Source organism: Pusillimonas sp. NJUB218, from assembly GCF_003788685.1.
Lineage (GTDB): Bacteria > Pseudomonadota > Gammaproteobacteria > Burkholderiales > Burkholderiaceae_B > Neopusillimonas.
In genome coordinates this window covers 112,481-127,088 of record NZ_NQMK01000005.1, presented here as the reverse complement: position 1 = coordinate 127,088, position 14,608 = coordinate 112,481, and the positions used below count along the sequence as shown (strand labels likewise).

General features: G+C 56.1%; 13 protein-coding genes. 5 read left to right on the top strand and 8 right to left on the bottom strand.

Annotated elements, in window-relative coordinates; translation table 11 throughout:
• Positions 1-15: 15 nt before the first annotated feature.
• From CHR62_RS08260 to CHR62_RS08245, 4 genes are all read right to left on the bottom strand, one after another.
• Positions 16-972 (bottom strand): LysR substrate-binding domain-containing protein, encoded by a 957-nt coding sequence (locus CHR62_RS08260; protein WP_093970157.1) that lies wholly within the window; start codon positions 970-972, stop codon positions 16-18.
• Between the two features lie 36 nt (positions 973-1,008).
• The gene (gene recG, locus CHR62_RS08255) at positions 1,009-3,045 is read right to left on the bottom strand and encodes an ATP-dependent DNA helicase RecG (RefSeq protein ID WP_123660596.1); all 2,037 of its coding nucleotides are present in this window, start codon (positions 3,043-3,045) and stop codon (positions 1,009-1,011) included.
• Positions 3,046-3,084: 39 nt separating this feature from the next.
• Complete coding sequence (locus tag CHR62_RS08250; RefSeq protein ID WP_123660595.1) at positions 3,085-3,471, bottom strand: Rid family detoxifying hydrolase; 387 nt, start codon at positions 3,469-3,471, stop codon at positions 3,085-3,087.
• Between the two features lie 83 nt (positions 3,472-3,554).
• Positions 3,555-4,331 (bottom strand): ferredoxin--NADP reductase, encoded by a 777-nt coding sequence (locus CHR62_RS08245; protein ID WP_093970519.1) that lies wholly within the window; start codon positions 4,329-4,331, stop codon positions 3,555-3,557.
• Between the two features lie 267 nt (positions 4,332-4,598).
• Here CHR62_RS08245 and CHR62_RS08240 point away from each other — a divergent pair, with 267 nt between their 5' ends.
• Genes CHR62_RS08240 through CHR62_RS08230 form a run of 3 tightly spaced genes read left to right on the top strand, consistent with a single transcriptional unit; the run spans position 4,599 to position 8,176 of the window.
• A complete protein-coding gene (locus CHR62_RS08240) occupies positions 4,599-5,639 on the top strand; it encodes a Fe(3+) ABC transporter substrate-binding protein (RefSeq protein WP_093970160.1) in 1,041 nt (346 codons plus the stop codon).
• 55 nt (positions 5,640-5,694) lie between these two features.
• The gene (locus tag CHR62_RS08235; RefSeq protein ID WP_123660594.1) at positions 5,695-7,377 is read left to right on the top strand and encodes an iron ABC transporter permease; all 1,683 of its coding nucleotides are present in this window, start codon (positions 5,695-5,697) and stop codon (positions 7,375-7,377) included.
• A 13-nt stretch (positions 7,378-7,390) separates the two neighbouring features.
• A complete protein-coding gene (locus CHR62_RS08230; protein WP_123660593.1) occupies positions 7,391-8,176 on the top strand; it encodes an ABC transporter ATP-binding protein in 786 nt (261 codons plus the stop codon).
• A gap of 83 nt (positions 8,177-8,259) precedes the next feature.
• On the opposite strand, the gene CHR62_RS08225 is transcribed toward CHR62_RS08230, so the two are convergent.
• The 3 genes from CHR62_RS08225 to CHR62_RS08215 form a co-directional block, all read right to left on the bottom strand.
• Positions 8,260-9,213, bottom strand: a complete 954-nt coding sequence (locus CHR62_RS08225) for an SPFH domain-containing protein (RefSeq protein ID WP_093970163.1) — start codon at positions 9,211-9,213, stop codon at positions 8,260-8,262.
• A gap of 62 nt (positions 9,214-9,275) precedes the next feature.
• Positions 9,276-9,701 carry an NfeD family protein gene (locus CHR62_RS08220; RefSeq protein ID WP_093970164.1) on the bottom strand — a complete coding sequence of 142 codons (426 nt, stop codon included), beginning with the start codon at positions 9,699-9,701 and terminating at the stop codon, positions 9,276-9,278.
• A gap of 123 nt (positions 9,702-9,824) precedes the next feature.
• Positions 9,825-10,451, bottom strand: coding sequence for a methylated-DNA--[protein]-cysteine S-methyltransferase (locus CHR62_RS08215; RefSeq protein WP_123660592.1), 627 nt, complete (start codon positions 10,449-10,451; stop codon positions 9,825-9,827).
• A 61-nt stretch (positions 10,452-10,512) separates the two neighbouring features.
• On the opposite strand from CHR62_RS08215, the gene CHR62_RS08210 reads away from it, so the two are divergent.
• Positions 10,513-11,199, top strand: coding sequence for a TetR/AcrR family transcriptional regulator (locus CHR62_RS08210; RefSeq protein ID WP_158214018.1), 687 nt, complete (start codon positions 10,513-10,515; stop codon positions 11,197-11,199).
• Between the two features lie 43 nt (positions 11,200-11,242).
• Here CHR62_RS08210 and ppsA read toward each other — a convergent pair whose 3' ends face one another.
• On the bottom strand, positions 11,243-13,606 hold the full coding sequence (gene ppsA, locus CHR62_RS08205) for a phosphoenolpyruvate synthase (protein ID WP_123660591.1): 2,364 nt from the start codon (positions 13,604-13,606) through the stop codon (positions 11,243-11,245).
• Between the two features lie 159 nt (positions 13,607-13,765).
• On the opposite strand from ppsA, the gene CHR62_RS08200 reads away from it, so the two are divergent.
• The gene (locus CHR62_RS08200) at positions 13,766-14,599 is read left to right on the top strand and encodes a pyruvate, water dikinase regulatory protein (protein WP_093970166.1); all 834 of its coding nucleotides are present in this window, start codon (positions 13,766-13,768) and stop codon (positions 14,597-14,599) included.
• Positions 14,600-14,608 lie beyond the last annotated feature (9 nt).

The window sequence follows — 14,608 nt, the reverse complement described above, 5'->3', positions numbered from 1 at the left end:
TGATTTGGCTGCTGATCAGGGGGCAAAGGATACCATGGGAGCATCGGTATCGAGATACGAGACGCCCGGTAAATCGCACTGCCGAACCGCGCGGATCAAGGCTTCCATTGCTTCGCGACGCGGAAAGCTCTTGCGCCACGCGATGACAACACGGCGATCGGGGACGGGTTTACTGAACGGAATGTAAGTTAACAAGTCATTGGGGGCGCCCGAGGTGGGCAAGGAGCTGACGGGCAGCACCGTAATGCCAATACCTGCAGCCACCATATGCCGAATGGTTTCTAGCGAAGAACCTTCGAAACTGCGCTGAATGCCGTCATTGCTGGCCGAGAAACGCGCCAGTTCAGGGCATACTTCGAGCACCTGGTCTCGAAAGCAGTGACCTGTGCCCAGCAATAGCATGGTTTCTTCTTTAAGCTCAGATGCACTAATGCTGGAACGCTTCGCCCAAGGGTGTCTCTTGGGGACGGCGACCACAAAGGGCTCGTCGTAAAGCGGCCGCACTTCAAGCCCCGTATCCGGAAACGGCAGCGCCATGATGGCGCAATCGATCTCCCCCTGGCGCAGTAGTTCAAGCAACCGTGAGGTAAAGTTCTCTTGCAGGATCAATGGCATTTGCGGGGTGATCTCGATTTGCGCCGGCACCAGGCGGGGCAGCAAGTAAGGCCCAATGGTGTAAATCACCCCCACTCGCAGCGGCCCGGCCAACGGGTCATGCCCCTGACGCGCAATCTCGCGTAAATTGGCCGTTTCTTCAAGCACGCGCTGCGCCTGCGCAATGACCCGCTCGCCAATCGGCGTCACCGACACCTCGTTGCCGCCGCGTTCGAAAAGCGTGACGCCCAGCTCTTCCTCAAGCTTGCGAATCGCCACCGAAAGCGTCGGCTGACTGACATAGCAAGCATCTGCAGCCCGACCAAAGTGACGCTCGCGGGCGACGGCGACTATGTATTTAAGTTCAGTGAGCGTCATATTCGGCTCCGTGTATAAAAACTGAATGAAAGGGCATCAGGTTCGCAGAAAGTCTTGTTTACCCCGCATCCATCGACCCAAGTGTCTATCCACCGTTTCGGGTTGGGCGGCCAATAATTCAGCGGCGAGTTGCTGCGCTTGCTCTACAAGGCCTGCGTCGGTTTCAAGGCTGGCAAATCGCAAAATCTGCGCGCCCGACTGCCGTACCCCTAAAAATTCGCCCGGCCCACGAAGATCGAGATCACGTCGGGCAATTTCGAAACCGTCCGTGGTTTCGTACATCGCGCGCAGACGTTGCCGGGCAATGGCCGAGAGCGGGTTTTGGTACAGCAGAACACAGACCGACTGAGCGCTACCCCGCCCTACCCGTCCGCGCAATTGATGCAACTGAGCCAACCCAAAACGTTCGGCATGTTCGATGACCATTAGTGAGGCATTGGGCACATCGACACCGACTTCAATCACGGTTGTGGCCACCAGCACCTGAATACGTCCAGCACGAAACTCATCCATGACTTGGGCTTTCTCGGCAGGCTTCATGCGGCCGTGTACCAAGCCGACCGTCATACCCACCAGCATCTCGGACAATTGCTGGTGGGTGTCGACGGCCGTTTGCAATTGCAGGGCTTCGCTTTCTTCGACCAGCGGGCACACCCAGTACACTTGGCGCCCGCGAGCCACTTCGGCGCCGATATGCGCAGTCAGTTCATGTCGCCGGGTATCGGCCAACAGCTTGGTCACCACCTGCTGACGCCCGGGAGGCAGTTCGTCAATCACCGACACATCCAGGTCGGCAAAAAAGGTCATAGCGAGCGTTCGCGGAATAGGTGTCGCGCTCATGTTGAGCTGATGCGGTATGACATTGTCGCTGTCCACGGACAACTCGCCCTTTTTGCTGAGCGCCAAACGCTGACCCACGCCAAAGCGGTGTTGTTCATCCAAGATAATCAACCCCAGGTTGGCAAATTCAACTTTGTCCTGAATAAGCGCTTGCGTTCCTACAACCAGCTGCGCCTGTCCGCTTTTAATGGCTTGCGCAGCTTCTCGACGCGTTTTCTGGGTCAGGCTGCCGGTTAACCACACTGTGTTTATACCCAATGGCGCCAGCCAGTCGACCATCTTGTGCAAATGCTGTTCAGCCAGAATCTCGGTAGGCGCCATGATCGCTACCTGGGCGCCGGCAGAAATAGCGTGCACCGCTGCAATGGCTGCCACGACGGTTTTGCCGCTACCTACATCACCCTGCAACAAACGGTGCATAGGGTGGGCGCGTTGCAAATCGCTCAGAATTTCGTCAACCACCCTACCCTGCGCAGCCGTTAGCTTGAACGGCAAACGGGCATGTAAAGCCTTAAGTAGCTGTGTATTTTGAGGCTTAAGTAATGGCGCCCGTTGCGACAAACGCTGCGCCCGGGCGCGTGCCAGCGACAATTGCTGGGCCAGCAGCTCATCAAACTTGATGCGGCGCCAAGCGGGGTGTTCGCGTTCAAGCAAATCGGCAGCCGACACACTGGGCGGCGGATGATGCAAGGCACGAATAGCCTGCGCAAACGGAACGAGCTGGAAGCGCTCTCGAATATCGTCGGGCAAAGTATCGGACAAGTCGGCCGATTCAAGCGCTCGATCGATAAGCTTACGTAATGTGGGCTGCGATAGCCCTTCAGTGGTGGGATAAACCGGCGTTAACGCGGCAGCAAGCGCTCCACCTGCTGCAGCGACACGCGGATGTACGATTTCCGGGCCATTGAACCCGGCGCGTACTTCGCCCCTTACCCGGACCAACCGCCCCTTGAACACCTGCTTTTGCTGGCTGGGGTAAAAGTGCAGCCAGCGTAAAGACAGGCGTCCGGTATCGTCGCCCACCACGGCCACCAGTTGCCTGCGAGGCCTGAGCTGGACCTCGCTGTGCAGCACCGTACCCTCGACTTGCACCGACTGGCCGGGCTGAGCCGACCCGATAGGCAACAACTGCGTTTCGTCTTCGTAACGCAGCGGCAAGTGAACGATATAGTCTTGCGGCGTATGCAAACCAAGGCGTTGCAGACGACGCTCGGTTGCTGACGATGTAGCCACGTGGTTTAGACGGCGTCAGAAATAAGAATGCGAAAAACGCTAAATAACGATAATCGCTTCGACTTCGAATTGTGCGCCTTTGGGCAAACTAGCCACGCCGATAGTCGAACGCGCCGGGAACGGTTGCGGAATAATGTCGGCCATGATGGCGTTTGCGCTGGCAAACTTGGAGATATCGGTCAGGTACAGGGTGAGCTTGACGATAGAGCCCAGCGAGCCGCCAGCGGCCTCGATGACGGCCTGCATATTGGCAAACGCCTGACGAACTTGGCCCTCGAAGTTTTCGGAAACCAGTTCGCCGGTGGCGGGTTCGAGGCCGATTTGCCCTGACAAATAAACGGTTTTACCGCCGTCGGTGGCGATAGCCTGTGAATAGGGGCCTACTGCGGCCGGTGCAGCGTCGGTTTGAACAACGTGTTTTGCCATGATGTGTCTCTGTATAAGTCAACAAGTAACTATCAGAGTTTAAACATCTATAGACAAAATTAACAGCCCCCTACCCTTTTGACTTACTTTTCTACGAAAGCGCGCTCGATGACGTAGTCACCGGGTTCGCCCACACCGGGCGAAACCACGAAACCGCGACTATCGAGCATTTTGCACAGGTCTTCGAGCATGGCCGGGCTACCGCACATCATGGCGCGGTCGGTTTCCGGGTTGAGCGGCGGCAAGCCGGTGTCTTCAAAGAACTTCCCGCTTTCAATGACGGTTGTGATGCGACCGGTGTTACGGAACTCTTCGCGTGTGACGGTGGGGTAGTACACCAACTTTTCGCGCACCATCTCGCCAAAGAACTCGTTATTGGGCAGTTCGTTCTGGATGTAGTCAGAGTAGGCCAGCTCGCTAACCTGGCGGACACCGTGCATCAGAATGACTTTTTCAAAACGCTCGTATACTTCCGGGTCTTTGATAATGCTCATGAACGGGGCCAGACCGGTGCCGGTACCGAACAGGTAAAGGTGCTTGCCAGGCTTCAGGTCGTCGACGACCAGGGTACCGACCGGTTTACGGCTGACCAGAACTTCGTCGCCTACTTTCAGGTGCTGTAAGCGCGATGTTAATGGGCCGTTGGGCACTTTAATGCTCAGGAATTCGAGGTTTTCTTCGTAGTTGGCGCTGGCAATACTATAGGCGCGCATCAGCGGCTTACCCTCGACTTCCAGGCCCAGCATAACGAAGTGGCCGTTATGAAAACGCAAGCCGGCGTCGCGCGTTGTCGTAAATGAAAACAGGGTGTCGTTCCAGTGATGAACGCTGAGGACTTTTTCGGTGTTGAAGGCGGCCATAGTGTTTGTGCTCGCTAATATATTAATAACGCGGGTGTTAGCTTTAATATTGGTGGCTGGCATGATAACGCACCGACCAAACAGCTTTTGAATAAGCATATACGAAACATAGTATTAGCGTCTACATATTAAATATAAAAACAACGCATATTTTCAAAAAATTTAAGCGTATACGCTACATATATACTGGTTTACCCCATTATATGCTAAGCTTGTTGAGAATCATTGCTATTTACAAACGCGTTCCAACCCTTACGGAGTACCTTCATGCGTCACACCCGTTCGTTCATGCCCGCACTGCGCGCCCTGGCGCTCGCCGGCCTGGCTGCCGTTTCTACAGCCGCCGCTGCCAGCGAAGTCAATTTGTACACCACGCGCGAACCTGGTCTCATCCAACCCATTCTTGACGAATTCAAGAAAGATACTGGCATTGCCGTGAACACGGTATTTGTCAAAGACGGCTTGCTTGAACGCGTCCGCGCCGAGGGCGATAAATCGCCGGCCGATGTACTGATGGTCGTCGATATCGGTAACCTGATCGATCTGGTGCAAGGCGGGATTACCCAGCCTGTACAGTCCGAAACCCTCAACGGCGTGATCCCCGCCAATTTGCGCGACCCCGCCGGCCAGTGGTATGCACTGTCGTTGCGCGACCGCGTGGCGTATGTCGCCAAAGAGCTCGACATCAACGCCCTCACCTACGAAGACTTTGCCGATCCTAAATACAAAGGCAAAGTGTGCATTCGCTCGGGCCAGCACCCCTACAACACCGGCCTGATCGCGGCCATGATTGCCCACAATGGTGAAGAAGCAACCGAAAATTGGTTGCGTGGTGTCAAGGCCAACCTGGGGCGCAAAGCAGCCGGCGGTGACCGCGACGTTGCCCGTGACATTCTGGGGGGTATTTGCGACGTGGGTATCGCCAACGCCTACTACGTCGGGCGCATGAAAAACGCCGAGCCCGGCACCGATAACTACAAATGGGGCGAAGCCATTAAAGTCGTACGCCCGACATTCGCCAACGACAAAAGCAAGGGTACGCATGTAAACGTGTCGGGTGCAGCTGTTGCCAAACACTCGCCCAACAAGGCACAGGCCGTTCAATTACTTGAATATCTTGTGTCCGAGAAGGCCCAGAACCTGTACGCTAACGCCAACTACGAGTATCCTGTGCGCGCCGGGGTTAAACTAGACCCCGTTGTGGCCAGTTTTGGCCCGTTGGTTGTCGACCCCTTGCCACTTGCCGAGATCGCAAAACATCGTCAGCAAGCCAGCAAACTGGTAGACAAAGTTGGATTCGACCAATAACACCCCTTTAACCCTATCCGGGGCTGGGCGCACCAGGGGCGCCCAGTCTGTTTATTTGCAGGAAGCCAAGCGCTTGCAGTTGCGTCGTATTTTCTGGAACTCCGATACCGGCTGGCGGCTTGGTGCGATTTTCATTGCGTTGTGCGTTGTCACGCCCATTCTTACCTTGGGCTGGCTCGCTTCGCAAGGGTCGCTCAGTCACTGGGCGCACTTGCTCAACTTCGTGATTCCCACAGCATTTGTCAACACGGTACTGTTGCTGCTGGGGGTCGGCGTTCTGGTCACATGTCTGGGTACCGGCGCCGCATGGCTGGTCACGGCGTTTTCATTTCCTACTCAACGCATGTTGTCATGGGCGCTATTGCTGCCTCTGGCAGTACCCACCTACATCGTTGCGTTTGCCTATCTCGATATTCTTCACCCCATAGGGCCGCTGCAAGGGCTCATTCGCGACATACTCGGCTACAGTAGCCCCCGCGAATTCCGTCTGCCCGACTTACGCGGTCTGCCCGGCGCCATATTTTTGCTGGGCTTCGTGCTGTACCCCTACGTTTACTTGTCCACGCGCGTCATGTTTGCCACTCAGGCTGCCAGCTTGCTCGAAGCCGGTCGTATTCTGGGGCTTAGCGGGCGTGGCGTTTTTCTTAAAGTCGCCCTGCCGCTGGCACGCCCGGCTATCGCTGTAGGGGTCAGCCTGGCATTGCTCGAAACCCTTAACGACATTGGCGCGTCCGAATTCCTTGGTGTGCAAACACTCACCGTGTCGGTCTACACCACCTGGGTTACTCGGTCTGACCTGGCTGGTGCGGCGCAAATTGCGCTGGCCATGCTGGCTATCGTCGTTGCGCTCATTTTGCTTGAACGTCACGGGCGCAAGCGGCAGCGTTACGCCAACACCCAGCGCATGCGCCCTATTCAGCCCAAGCCGCTTAAAGGCGCCGCGGCACTTATTGCCATCGGTCTGGGCTGGGCACCTATCATCATCGGCTTTGTGGCCCCGGCTCTCTATCTGCTTAACCAAACCATCAAGCACCTGCACATTGCCGGCGGCGTATCCAGTCAGTTAATACAAAGCGGTCTCAATACCATTGGCATTGCGTTAGTCGCTACGCTGGTCGTGGTTGTGTGCGGCATCGTGGTCACCTGGGCAGCGCGCAGCACCCGAAACGCTTCGCCATACGCCTTCACCAAACTATGCGCTCGCGTCTCCACCGTAGGTTACGCCCTGCCGGGCACTGTGCTGGCCATCGCCTTGCTGACGCCTCTTAACCTGGTCGACGATGCCATTGCCTGGATAGCCCAAGGGCTAGGCAATACATCACCAGGCTTGTGGTTAATGGGGTCTTCTACGGCCTTGGTCTGCGCCTATGCCATTCGCTTCATGGCCATTTCCGTCGGGGGGCTCGAATCAGGCCTCGCGCGCATCCCGCCCTCATTAGAGCAGGCATCTCGTTTGCTGGGTGAAACGGCCACCGGTACTTTACGTCGTGTTCACCTGCCACTGCTGCGACCCGCTATTGGCGCCGCTGCCCTTCTGGTGTTCGTCGACACCATGAAAGAGCTCCCGGCGACCCTGCTCTTGCGCCCGGTCAACTTCGAAACGTTGGCAACCTGGCTTTACGCCGAAGCGGCACGTGGCACCTACGAAGAAGGTGCTGTGGCAGCGCTTGCTATTGTGCTGGCGGGCTTGTTGCCGGTTATTGTGCTGGCGCGCAGTCAATTAAAATCCGGACACTAAATACGCTGCATCCATGTCAGAAGAACTATTAAAGCTTAACGATGTCTCGCTCGCCTACGACACGCCCGAAGGGCTGTTGCCAGTTGTCAACCACCTATCCCTGGGGCTTGAAAAAGGTCACATTGGCTGCTTGCTAGGGGCATCGGGTTGCGGCAAGACAACGGTGTTGCGCGCTATTGCCGGGTTCGAGCCGTTACGTACTGGCACGATCGGCTTGGGAGCTATCGTCTTGTCATCGCCCGACTTCATGGTCGAACCCCAAAATCGTAACGTAGGCATGATGTTTCAAGACTATGCCCTGTTCCCCCACCTCACCATCGAAAAGAACATCGGATTTGGGCTGCAGCATCTCGAGAAGCCCGCGCGCAGCAAACGTGTCGAAGAAATGCTTGAACTTGTCGGGCTGACGGACGTGGCCCGGCGCTACCCGCACGAATTGTCGGGAGGCCAACAGCAACGCGTCGCCCTGGCGCGTGCTCTGGCGCCCGAACCTGAGCTTTTATTGCTCGATGAACCCTTCTCGAACCTCGATGTCGATACGCGTGAACGACTGGCATTTGAAGTACGCGACATTCTGAAAAATACCGGCCATACCGCCCTACTGGTCACGCACAACCAGGCCGAAGCCTTCGCCATTGCCGACCGTATCGGCGTCATGGAAAAAGGCGTCATTGTGCAATGGGATACCCCCTACGGCTTGCATCATCAGCCAGCCAGCGCCTTCGTGTCCGATTTCATTCGCCGCGAAGCCCTGATGGCACAGCGCGCTCAGGCCTACCTGCGCGGCGAAGGCAGTTAAAGCTCTACTGATATGACCGTCGGCAAGGAGGGCCAAACGCTCCTTGACGTGGTGTCGGCAGCTGAACGCACGACTAAGTCTAACTAAGCCCCCGAGCCGGAGCCGCCCTTACCGGTTTTGTTGATAATAGTCATGGCCGAAGCAATCATGCCGCCCATATCAGCTAGGTTGGCCGGCAGAATGAGGGTGTTGCCTTGTTTGGCTACATTGGCAAACGCATCAACATAACGTTCGGCCACATTCAGGTTGACGGCTTCGATCCCACCGGGTTGGTTAACGGCGTGTGCAACTTGAGTAATGGCTTTGGCCGTCGCTTCGGCCACCACCAGTACTGCGCGAGCCTCGCCTTCGGCCTTATTGATCTCGGCCTGCTTTTCGCCCTCTGAACGAGCAATAAAGGCTTCACGTTCGCCTGTGGCGATATTGATCTGCTCTTGACGACGGCCTTCGGACGCGGCAATAAGCGCCCTTTTTTCGCGTTCGGCCGTAATTTGCGCCTGCATCGCACGCAGAATTTCGGCTGGCGGGGTGAGATCTTTGATTTCGTAGCGCAACACCTTGACGCCCCAATTCAGGGCCGCTTCGTCGAGTGCGGCAACCACGGCGCTGTTGATCAGCTCGCGTTCTTCGAAGGTACGGTCGAGCTCCATTTTGCCGATGACAGAACGCAACGTAGTTTGCGCCAACTGCGTGATGGCCGAGATATAGTTGGATGACCCATACGAGGCACGCATCGGATCGGTGACTTGAAAATACAAGACGCCATCAACTTGCAGTTGGGTATTGTCTTTTGTGATGCAAATCTGGCTAGGCACATCGAGGGGGATTTCTTTGAGCGAGTGCTTGTAGGCCACTCGCTCGATGAACGGAATCACAAACCCTGCACCTGGCGACAAGGTGCGGTCGTATTTGCCCAAACGTTCGATAACCCAGGCATTTTGCTGGGGCACAATGGCAATGGCCTTGATGATGATGATGAAGGCCAGGGCGAGACCCACAATGGTCACAAAAACGGAGAAATCCGGGTCGAAGAACATTAAACCACCTTAGAAGAATAGAACGGCGTGCTTTTAGCAGGCCTGAGTTACGACCGAATGAATCAGGCCCTGTCGTCGGGCACAACGACTAGTGTTGAACCTTCGATTTCGATAATGCGGTGCTGGCCGGAAACGGGTGAAAAACCTGGGGCCAGCCGGGCAGACCACAAAGCCCCACGATACCGCACATGCGCGGTATCGTTTGCCCCCCAAGAGGTAATGCTGACGTGTGCGCCGATGTCGAGGTTGACGTCTTTGTTGCGAGCCGCGTTGACCTCGCGCTTTTTAAGTACGTGCGTCTTGCGCAGTACTAGCAAACCCAATATGGCCACTACGCCAGCCGCCACGATTTGCAGACCTAACCCCGCCCCTGCCCAGGCGGCAACCCCGCCCGCAGCGAGGCCCAATGCAATAAGCAGCAAATAAAATGTGCCGCTTAATACCTCGCCAATAAGCGCTGCCAGTGCAAAGGCAAACCAGAACCACATAAAACACTCCTTACGCTATTGAAACCAAGGTTGCATGGTACGCGGGCATCGTGCCTGTATCGTCAAACCCACTTGCCCCGATAGGCATCCAATTAGGGCGTAGGCGACGGTGCCATGCATCCATTACGCCAGCGCCCAGCCTTCATGCAACAACAGGCTGCATTTGCGATGCAACCCGCCGCCATAACCGGTCAGCCGACGGTTGGCCGCCACAACCCGGTGGCATGGCACGATGATGGAAACCGGGTTGCGCCCGACCGCCACGCCAACGGCCCGGCTGGCGGCTTTATCTCCCAGGGCATGCGCCAGTTCGCCGTAAGACACTAATGCACTATAGGGGATGTCGAGCAAGGCTTGCCATACTTTTTTCTGAAATGGCGTGCCTTCAAGTTGTAGGGGCACCGAAAACTGGGCAAGTGTCCCGGCAAAGTAGGCTTGCAGCTCTTGAGCAGCCAACTCAAAAATATCGCGGGCTGACGCAGTGTCAGTTGTCGGGCCCAATGCGTCGAGCACGCCAACACGCAGTTCGGCACCCAACCCAGAGTCAAAGTCAGGGCGTTGCGTACCCTGACTTGTACGGCGTCCGGATATGCGGATATCGCGCAGTACCCTGCCGTTGATCTCGCCGGCGGTTGGGTCGCTGATGACGCCGGGTGCTGCTGTGTCTGACGACGATACGCGGCCTACCGGCGGGCAGTCACGCTGATCGGAAAAATACAAACCCGTGAGTGCCTGACCGTTAGACGTCATGACAAGCCTTCCCAGTGAAGTGGGCAGGTGTGCGAAAAAGACCGATGATGACGCGCACTTCATGGAAATTGCCTATACTTATTACTGTACGGTTTGGTTAACCTTGTCCATACCAGCCATTATTACTACAGCGTTCATGCGAAAAAAAACCGAGGCCCGCCGCGAAGCCATTTTAACCACTGCGCTTGAAGTCTTTCGTGAAGAAGGTTTCGAAGCTGCGTCAATGTCGCAAATTGCAGCTAAAGTGGGGGGCTCTAAAGCCACGCTTTATAACTACTTTTCGTCTAAAGAAGACCTGCTGCTGGCCGCCATGCACCACTCGGCTATGGCGCTAGGCCGAGATATTATGGCACTGATCGGTTCGTCGGGCGACCTGCGTCGGCAACTCGAGCGCTTTGCGCAGTCGTTATTGTCGGTATTGGCCGACGAAGACACGCTCAAACTCATCCGTGTCGCCATTTCGGTCAGTGGCCACTCCGGTATTGGCAAACGCTTTTTCGACCTGGGCACCGAAGTCGTCTGGTGCGAAATGGCCCAGTTCATGGCACGACAAGTCGCGGCCGGCCACCTGCAGGACGAAGACCCCGAAGTGCTGGCCACACACTTACGATGCCTGTGCGATATGGACCTGATTGGCAACTTGATGCAGGCCAATAAACCGCCAACTCAAAAAGCGCTTGATGAAAAAGCCAAATTGATCGCCGACCTGTTCTTGCGCACACACGAAAAGAAGCCACAAGCCAAATAAAAAACGCCGGGGATACCCCGGCGTTTTTTTGTACCGCTAAGTCTTACTTGGCCAGACGCTGCCAGGTATCGACAACAGTGTCGGGGTTAAGCGACATTGACAAAATGCCCTGATCACGCAACCAGTCGGCCAAGTCCGGATGGTCGCTGGGGCCCTGACCGCAGATACCGACATATTTTCCTGCCTTCAGGCAAGACTGGATCGCGCGGCTGAGCATGAACTTGACGGCCTCGTCGCGCTCGTCGAAGTCGGCTGCCAAGAGCTCCATGCCCGAATCGCGGTCAAGACCCAGTGTGAGCTGTGTCATGTCGTTCGAGCCGATGGAGAAGCCGTCGAAGTGCTCGAGGAACTGATCAGCCAAAATGGCGTTAGACGGTACTTCGCACATCATGATGACGCGCAGACCGTTTTTACCGCGCTCGAGGCCATGGCTGGCCAGCAAGTCGATGACTTTACGGGCCTGGTTAACCGTACGTACAAACGGCACCATGATTTCGACGTTGGTCAGCCCCATTTCGTCGCGTACTTTCTTAAGCGCTTCGCATTCCATGCGGAAGCACTCTTCGAAGTCTTCGGCAAGGTAACGCGACGCACCACGGAAGCCCAGCATGGGGTTTTCTTCTTCGGGCTCGTAGCGCGAACCACCAACCAGCTTGCGATATTCGTTTGACTTGAAGTCGGACATACGAACAATGACTGGCTTGGGATAAAACGCTGCACCGATAGTCGCGACGCCTTCAGCGAGCTTTTCAACGAAGAAGGCACGCGGGCTGGCGTAACCACGCGCTGCTGATTCGACGGCCTTTTTAAGCTCGCTGTCGACGTTGGGGTAGTCGAGCACAGCTTTGGGGTGCACATTGATGTTGTTATTGATGATGAACTCGAGGCGAGCAAGACCCACACCGGCGTTGGGGATTTGCGAGAAGTCGAACGCCAATTGGGGGTTACCCACGTTCATCATGATTTTCACACCGATCTCGGGCATTTCGCCCCACTGGACTTGCTCGATCTCGGTTTCGATCAGACCGTCGTAGATACGACCTTCGTCGCCTTCAGCGCACGACACGGTGACCTCTTTGCCGTCAGCCAGAACGTCGGTGGCATTGGCACAACCCACAACCGCAGGGATACCGAGCTCACGGGCAATAATGGCTGCGTGGCAGGTGCGACCGCCGCGGTTAGTGACAATGGCCGAGGCCAATTTCATGACCGGTTCCCAGTTGGGGTCGGTCATATCGGTAACCAGGATATCGCCGGCGCGGACCTGGTCCATTTCGGAGATATCAGCCACCACACGGACTTTACCCGAGCCGATTTTTTGCCCGATGGCACGGCCGGTCACCAGTACTTCGCCAGTGGCTTTCAGGCGATAGCGCTCTTGAACGTCGTGTGCTGCCTGTTGCGACTTGACGGTTTCGGGACGTGCCTGAAGGATATAAATTTTGCCGTCGATACCATCGCGACCCCATTCGATATCCATGGGGCGGCCGTAGTGCTTTTCAATGATTACGGCGTAACGCGCCAGTTCGATGACTTCTTCGTCGGTCAGAGAGTAACGGTTGCGCTCGGACACGGGGACATCGACGGTGCGAACGGCAGCGCCCGATGTACGCTCGATGTCGAATTCCATTTTAAGGAGCTTGGAACCAATACGACGGCTGATGATGGGGTAATGACCCGCAGCCAACGTAGGTTTAAACACATAGAATTCGTCAGGGTTGACGGCGCCCTGCACGACAGTTTCGCCCAGGCCGTAAGACGAGGTGATGAAGACGACATCGTCGAAACCGGATTCGGTGTCGAGTGTGAACATGACGCCGGCGCTGCCCAGGTCAGAACGCACCATGCGCTGAATGCCGGCCGACAAGGCGACTTCGGCGTGGGCATAGCCTTTGTGTACGCGATACGAAATGGCGCGATCGTTGTACAACGATGCAAAAACGTGGCGAACCTTGTCGAGTACGTCGTCGATGCCGACAACGTTAAGGAAGGTTTCTTGCTGACCAGCGAAAGAAGCGTCGGGCAGGTCTTCGGCGGTAGCCGAGGAACGTACCGCAAACGAACCCTTGCCGTCGGCGTCGAGTTTGGCGAACGATTCGCGAATGGCTTGTTCGAGTTCGGCCGGGAATGGCGTTTCGATGATCCATTGACGAATTTGTGCGCCAGCATTGGCCAGTTCGCGAACATCGTCGGCATCGAGTGTAGACAGGCGCTGAGCAATACGGTCGTCGAGGCCGGTTTGCTTCAGGAAGCCGCGGAAAGCGTCGGACGTGGTGGCAAAGCCGCCAGGCACGCGCACGCCGGCACCAGCCAGCTGGCTGATCATTTCGCCCAGGGACGCATTTTTGCCCCCGACCGAGTCAACGTCCGTCATGCGGAGTTGCTCGAAAGGTACTACATAAGACATAAAGTCACCTTTAAACACTATAGAAGAAAGCTTGTTTGCTTATGGCATAGCGTGAATTGACTTAAAATCTACGCACTAAGCAAACCAGCCTTGCCTTCTTCAAGCCAAAGGCAACACGCAATTGTACCTTTTCCCAACTTTAATGGGCTAGCCTTTGTAATGACTTCTACTAACGTCGAACGTACCGTCTTTATCGTCTCTGACGGCACCGGCATTACCGCCGAAACCTTCAGCCATTCTGTGCTGTCGCAGTTTGAAGAGGCCCAGTTTCGCTCGACGCGGCTTCCATTTATAGACAGCCGCGAAAAAGTGCAAGAAGCCGTCGCTAAAATTAACCGTTGCGCTCAAGAGACGGGCAAGCCGCCGCTCATTTTCAGCACACTGGTCAACCCCGATATGGCTGCCTTGCTAAAAGATGCAAACGGCATCTTCCTTGACCTGTTTGGCACCTTCGTCAAGCCGCTCGAAGAGGCCTTGGGCATGAAGTCCAGCCATTCCATCGGGCGCTCACACGGCAGCGGCACATCGCAAAAGTATCGTAACCGCATCGAAGCCATCAACTTCAGCTTGTCGCACGACGATGGCCAATATGTACACGGGCTCGACAAAGCCGACGTCATCCTGGTTGGGGTGTCGCGCTGCGGCAAAACACCCACCAGCCTGTATCTGGCCATGCAATACGCCATCAAGGTGGCCAACTTTCCGCTCATCCCCGAAGACTTCGAACGGGGCACGCTGCCCGCCACGCTGGCGCCCTTCCGTAAAAAGCTGTTCGGTCTTTCCATTCAGCCCGAACGCCTGTCCGAAGTGCGCAACGAGCGCCGCCCGAACTCCAAATACTCCACGCTAGAGCAATGCCGCTACGAGGTTGCCGAGGCCGAACGCCTAATGCGTATCGAAAGCATCCCGTTTGTGTCGACCACAACGCGATCCATTGAAGAAATATCGACCAAAGTGCTGCAAGAGGTCGGGCTGGAAGCGCATATCTACTAAGATTGCGCG

What these genes read in the sequence shown, in the direction of transcription:
- CHR62_RS08260 (WP_093970157.1), bottom strand. Translation starts at nt 972, where the DNA reads ATGACGCTCACTGAACTTAAATACATAGTCGCCGTCGCCCGCGAGCGT.
- CHR62_RS08250 (WP_123660595.1), bottom strand. Translation starts at nt 3,471, where the DNA reads ATGGCAAAACACGTTGTTCAAACCGACGCTGCACCGGCCGCAGTAGGC.
- CHR62_RS08245 (WP_093970519.1), bottom strand. Translation starts at nt 4,331, where the DNA reads ATGGCCGCCTTCAACACCGAAAAAGTCCTCAGCGTTCATCACTGGAAC.
- CHR62_RS08240 (WP_093970160.1), top strand. Translation starts at nt 4,599, where the DNA reads ATGCGTCACACCCGTTCGTTCATGCCCGCACTGCGCGCCCTGGCGCTC.
- CHR62_RS08230 (WP_123660593.1), top strand. Translation starts at nt 7,391, where the DNA reads ATGTCAGAAGAACTATTAAAGCTTAACGATGTCTCGCTCGCCTACGAC.
- CHR62_RS08225 (WP_093970163.1), bottom strand. Translation starts at nt 9,213, where the DNA reads ATGTTCTTCGACCCGGATTTCTCCGTTTTTGTGACCATTGTGGGTCTC.
- CHR62_RS08220 (WP_093970164.1), bottom strand. Translation starts at nt 9,701, where the DNA reads ATGTGGTTCTGGTTTGCCTTTGCACTGGCAGCGCTTATTGGCGAGGTA.
- CHR62_RS08215 (WP_123660592.1), bottom strand. Translation starts at nt 10,451, where the DNA reads ATGACGTCTAACGGTCAGGCACTCACGGGTTTGTATTTTTCCGATCAG.
- CHR62_RS08210 (WP_158214018.1), top strand. Translation starts at nt 10,513, where the DNA reads ATGGAAATTGCCTATACTTATTACTGTACGGTTTGGTTAACCTTGTCC.
- ppsA (WP_123660591.1), bottom strand. Translation starts at nt 13,606, where the DNA reads ATGTCTTATGTAGTACCTTTCGAGCAACTCCGCATGACGGACGTTGAC.
- CHR62_RS08200 (WP_093970166.1), top strand. Translation starts at nt 13,766, where the DNA reads ATGACTTCTACTAACGTCGAACGTACCGTCTTTATCGTCTCTGACGGC.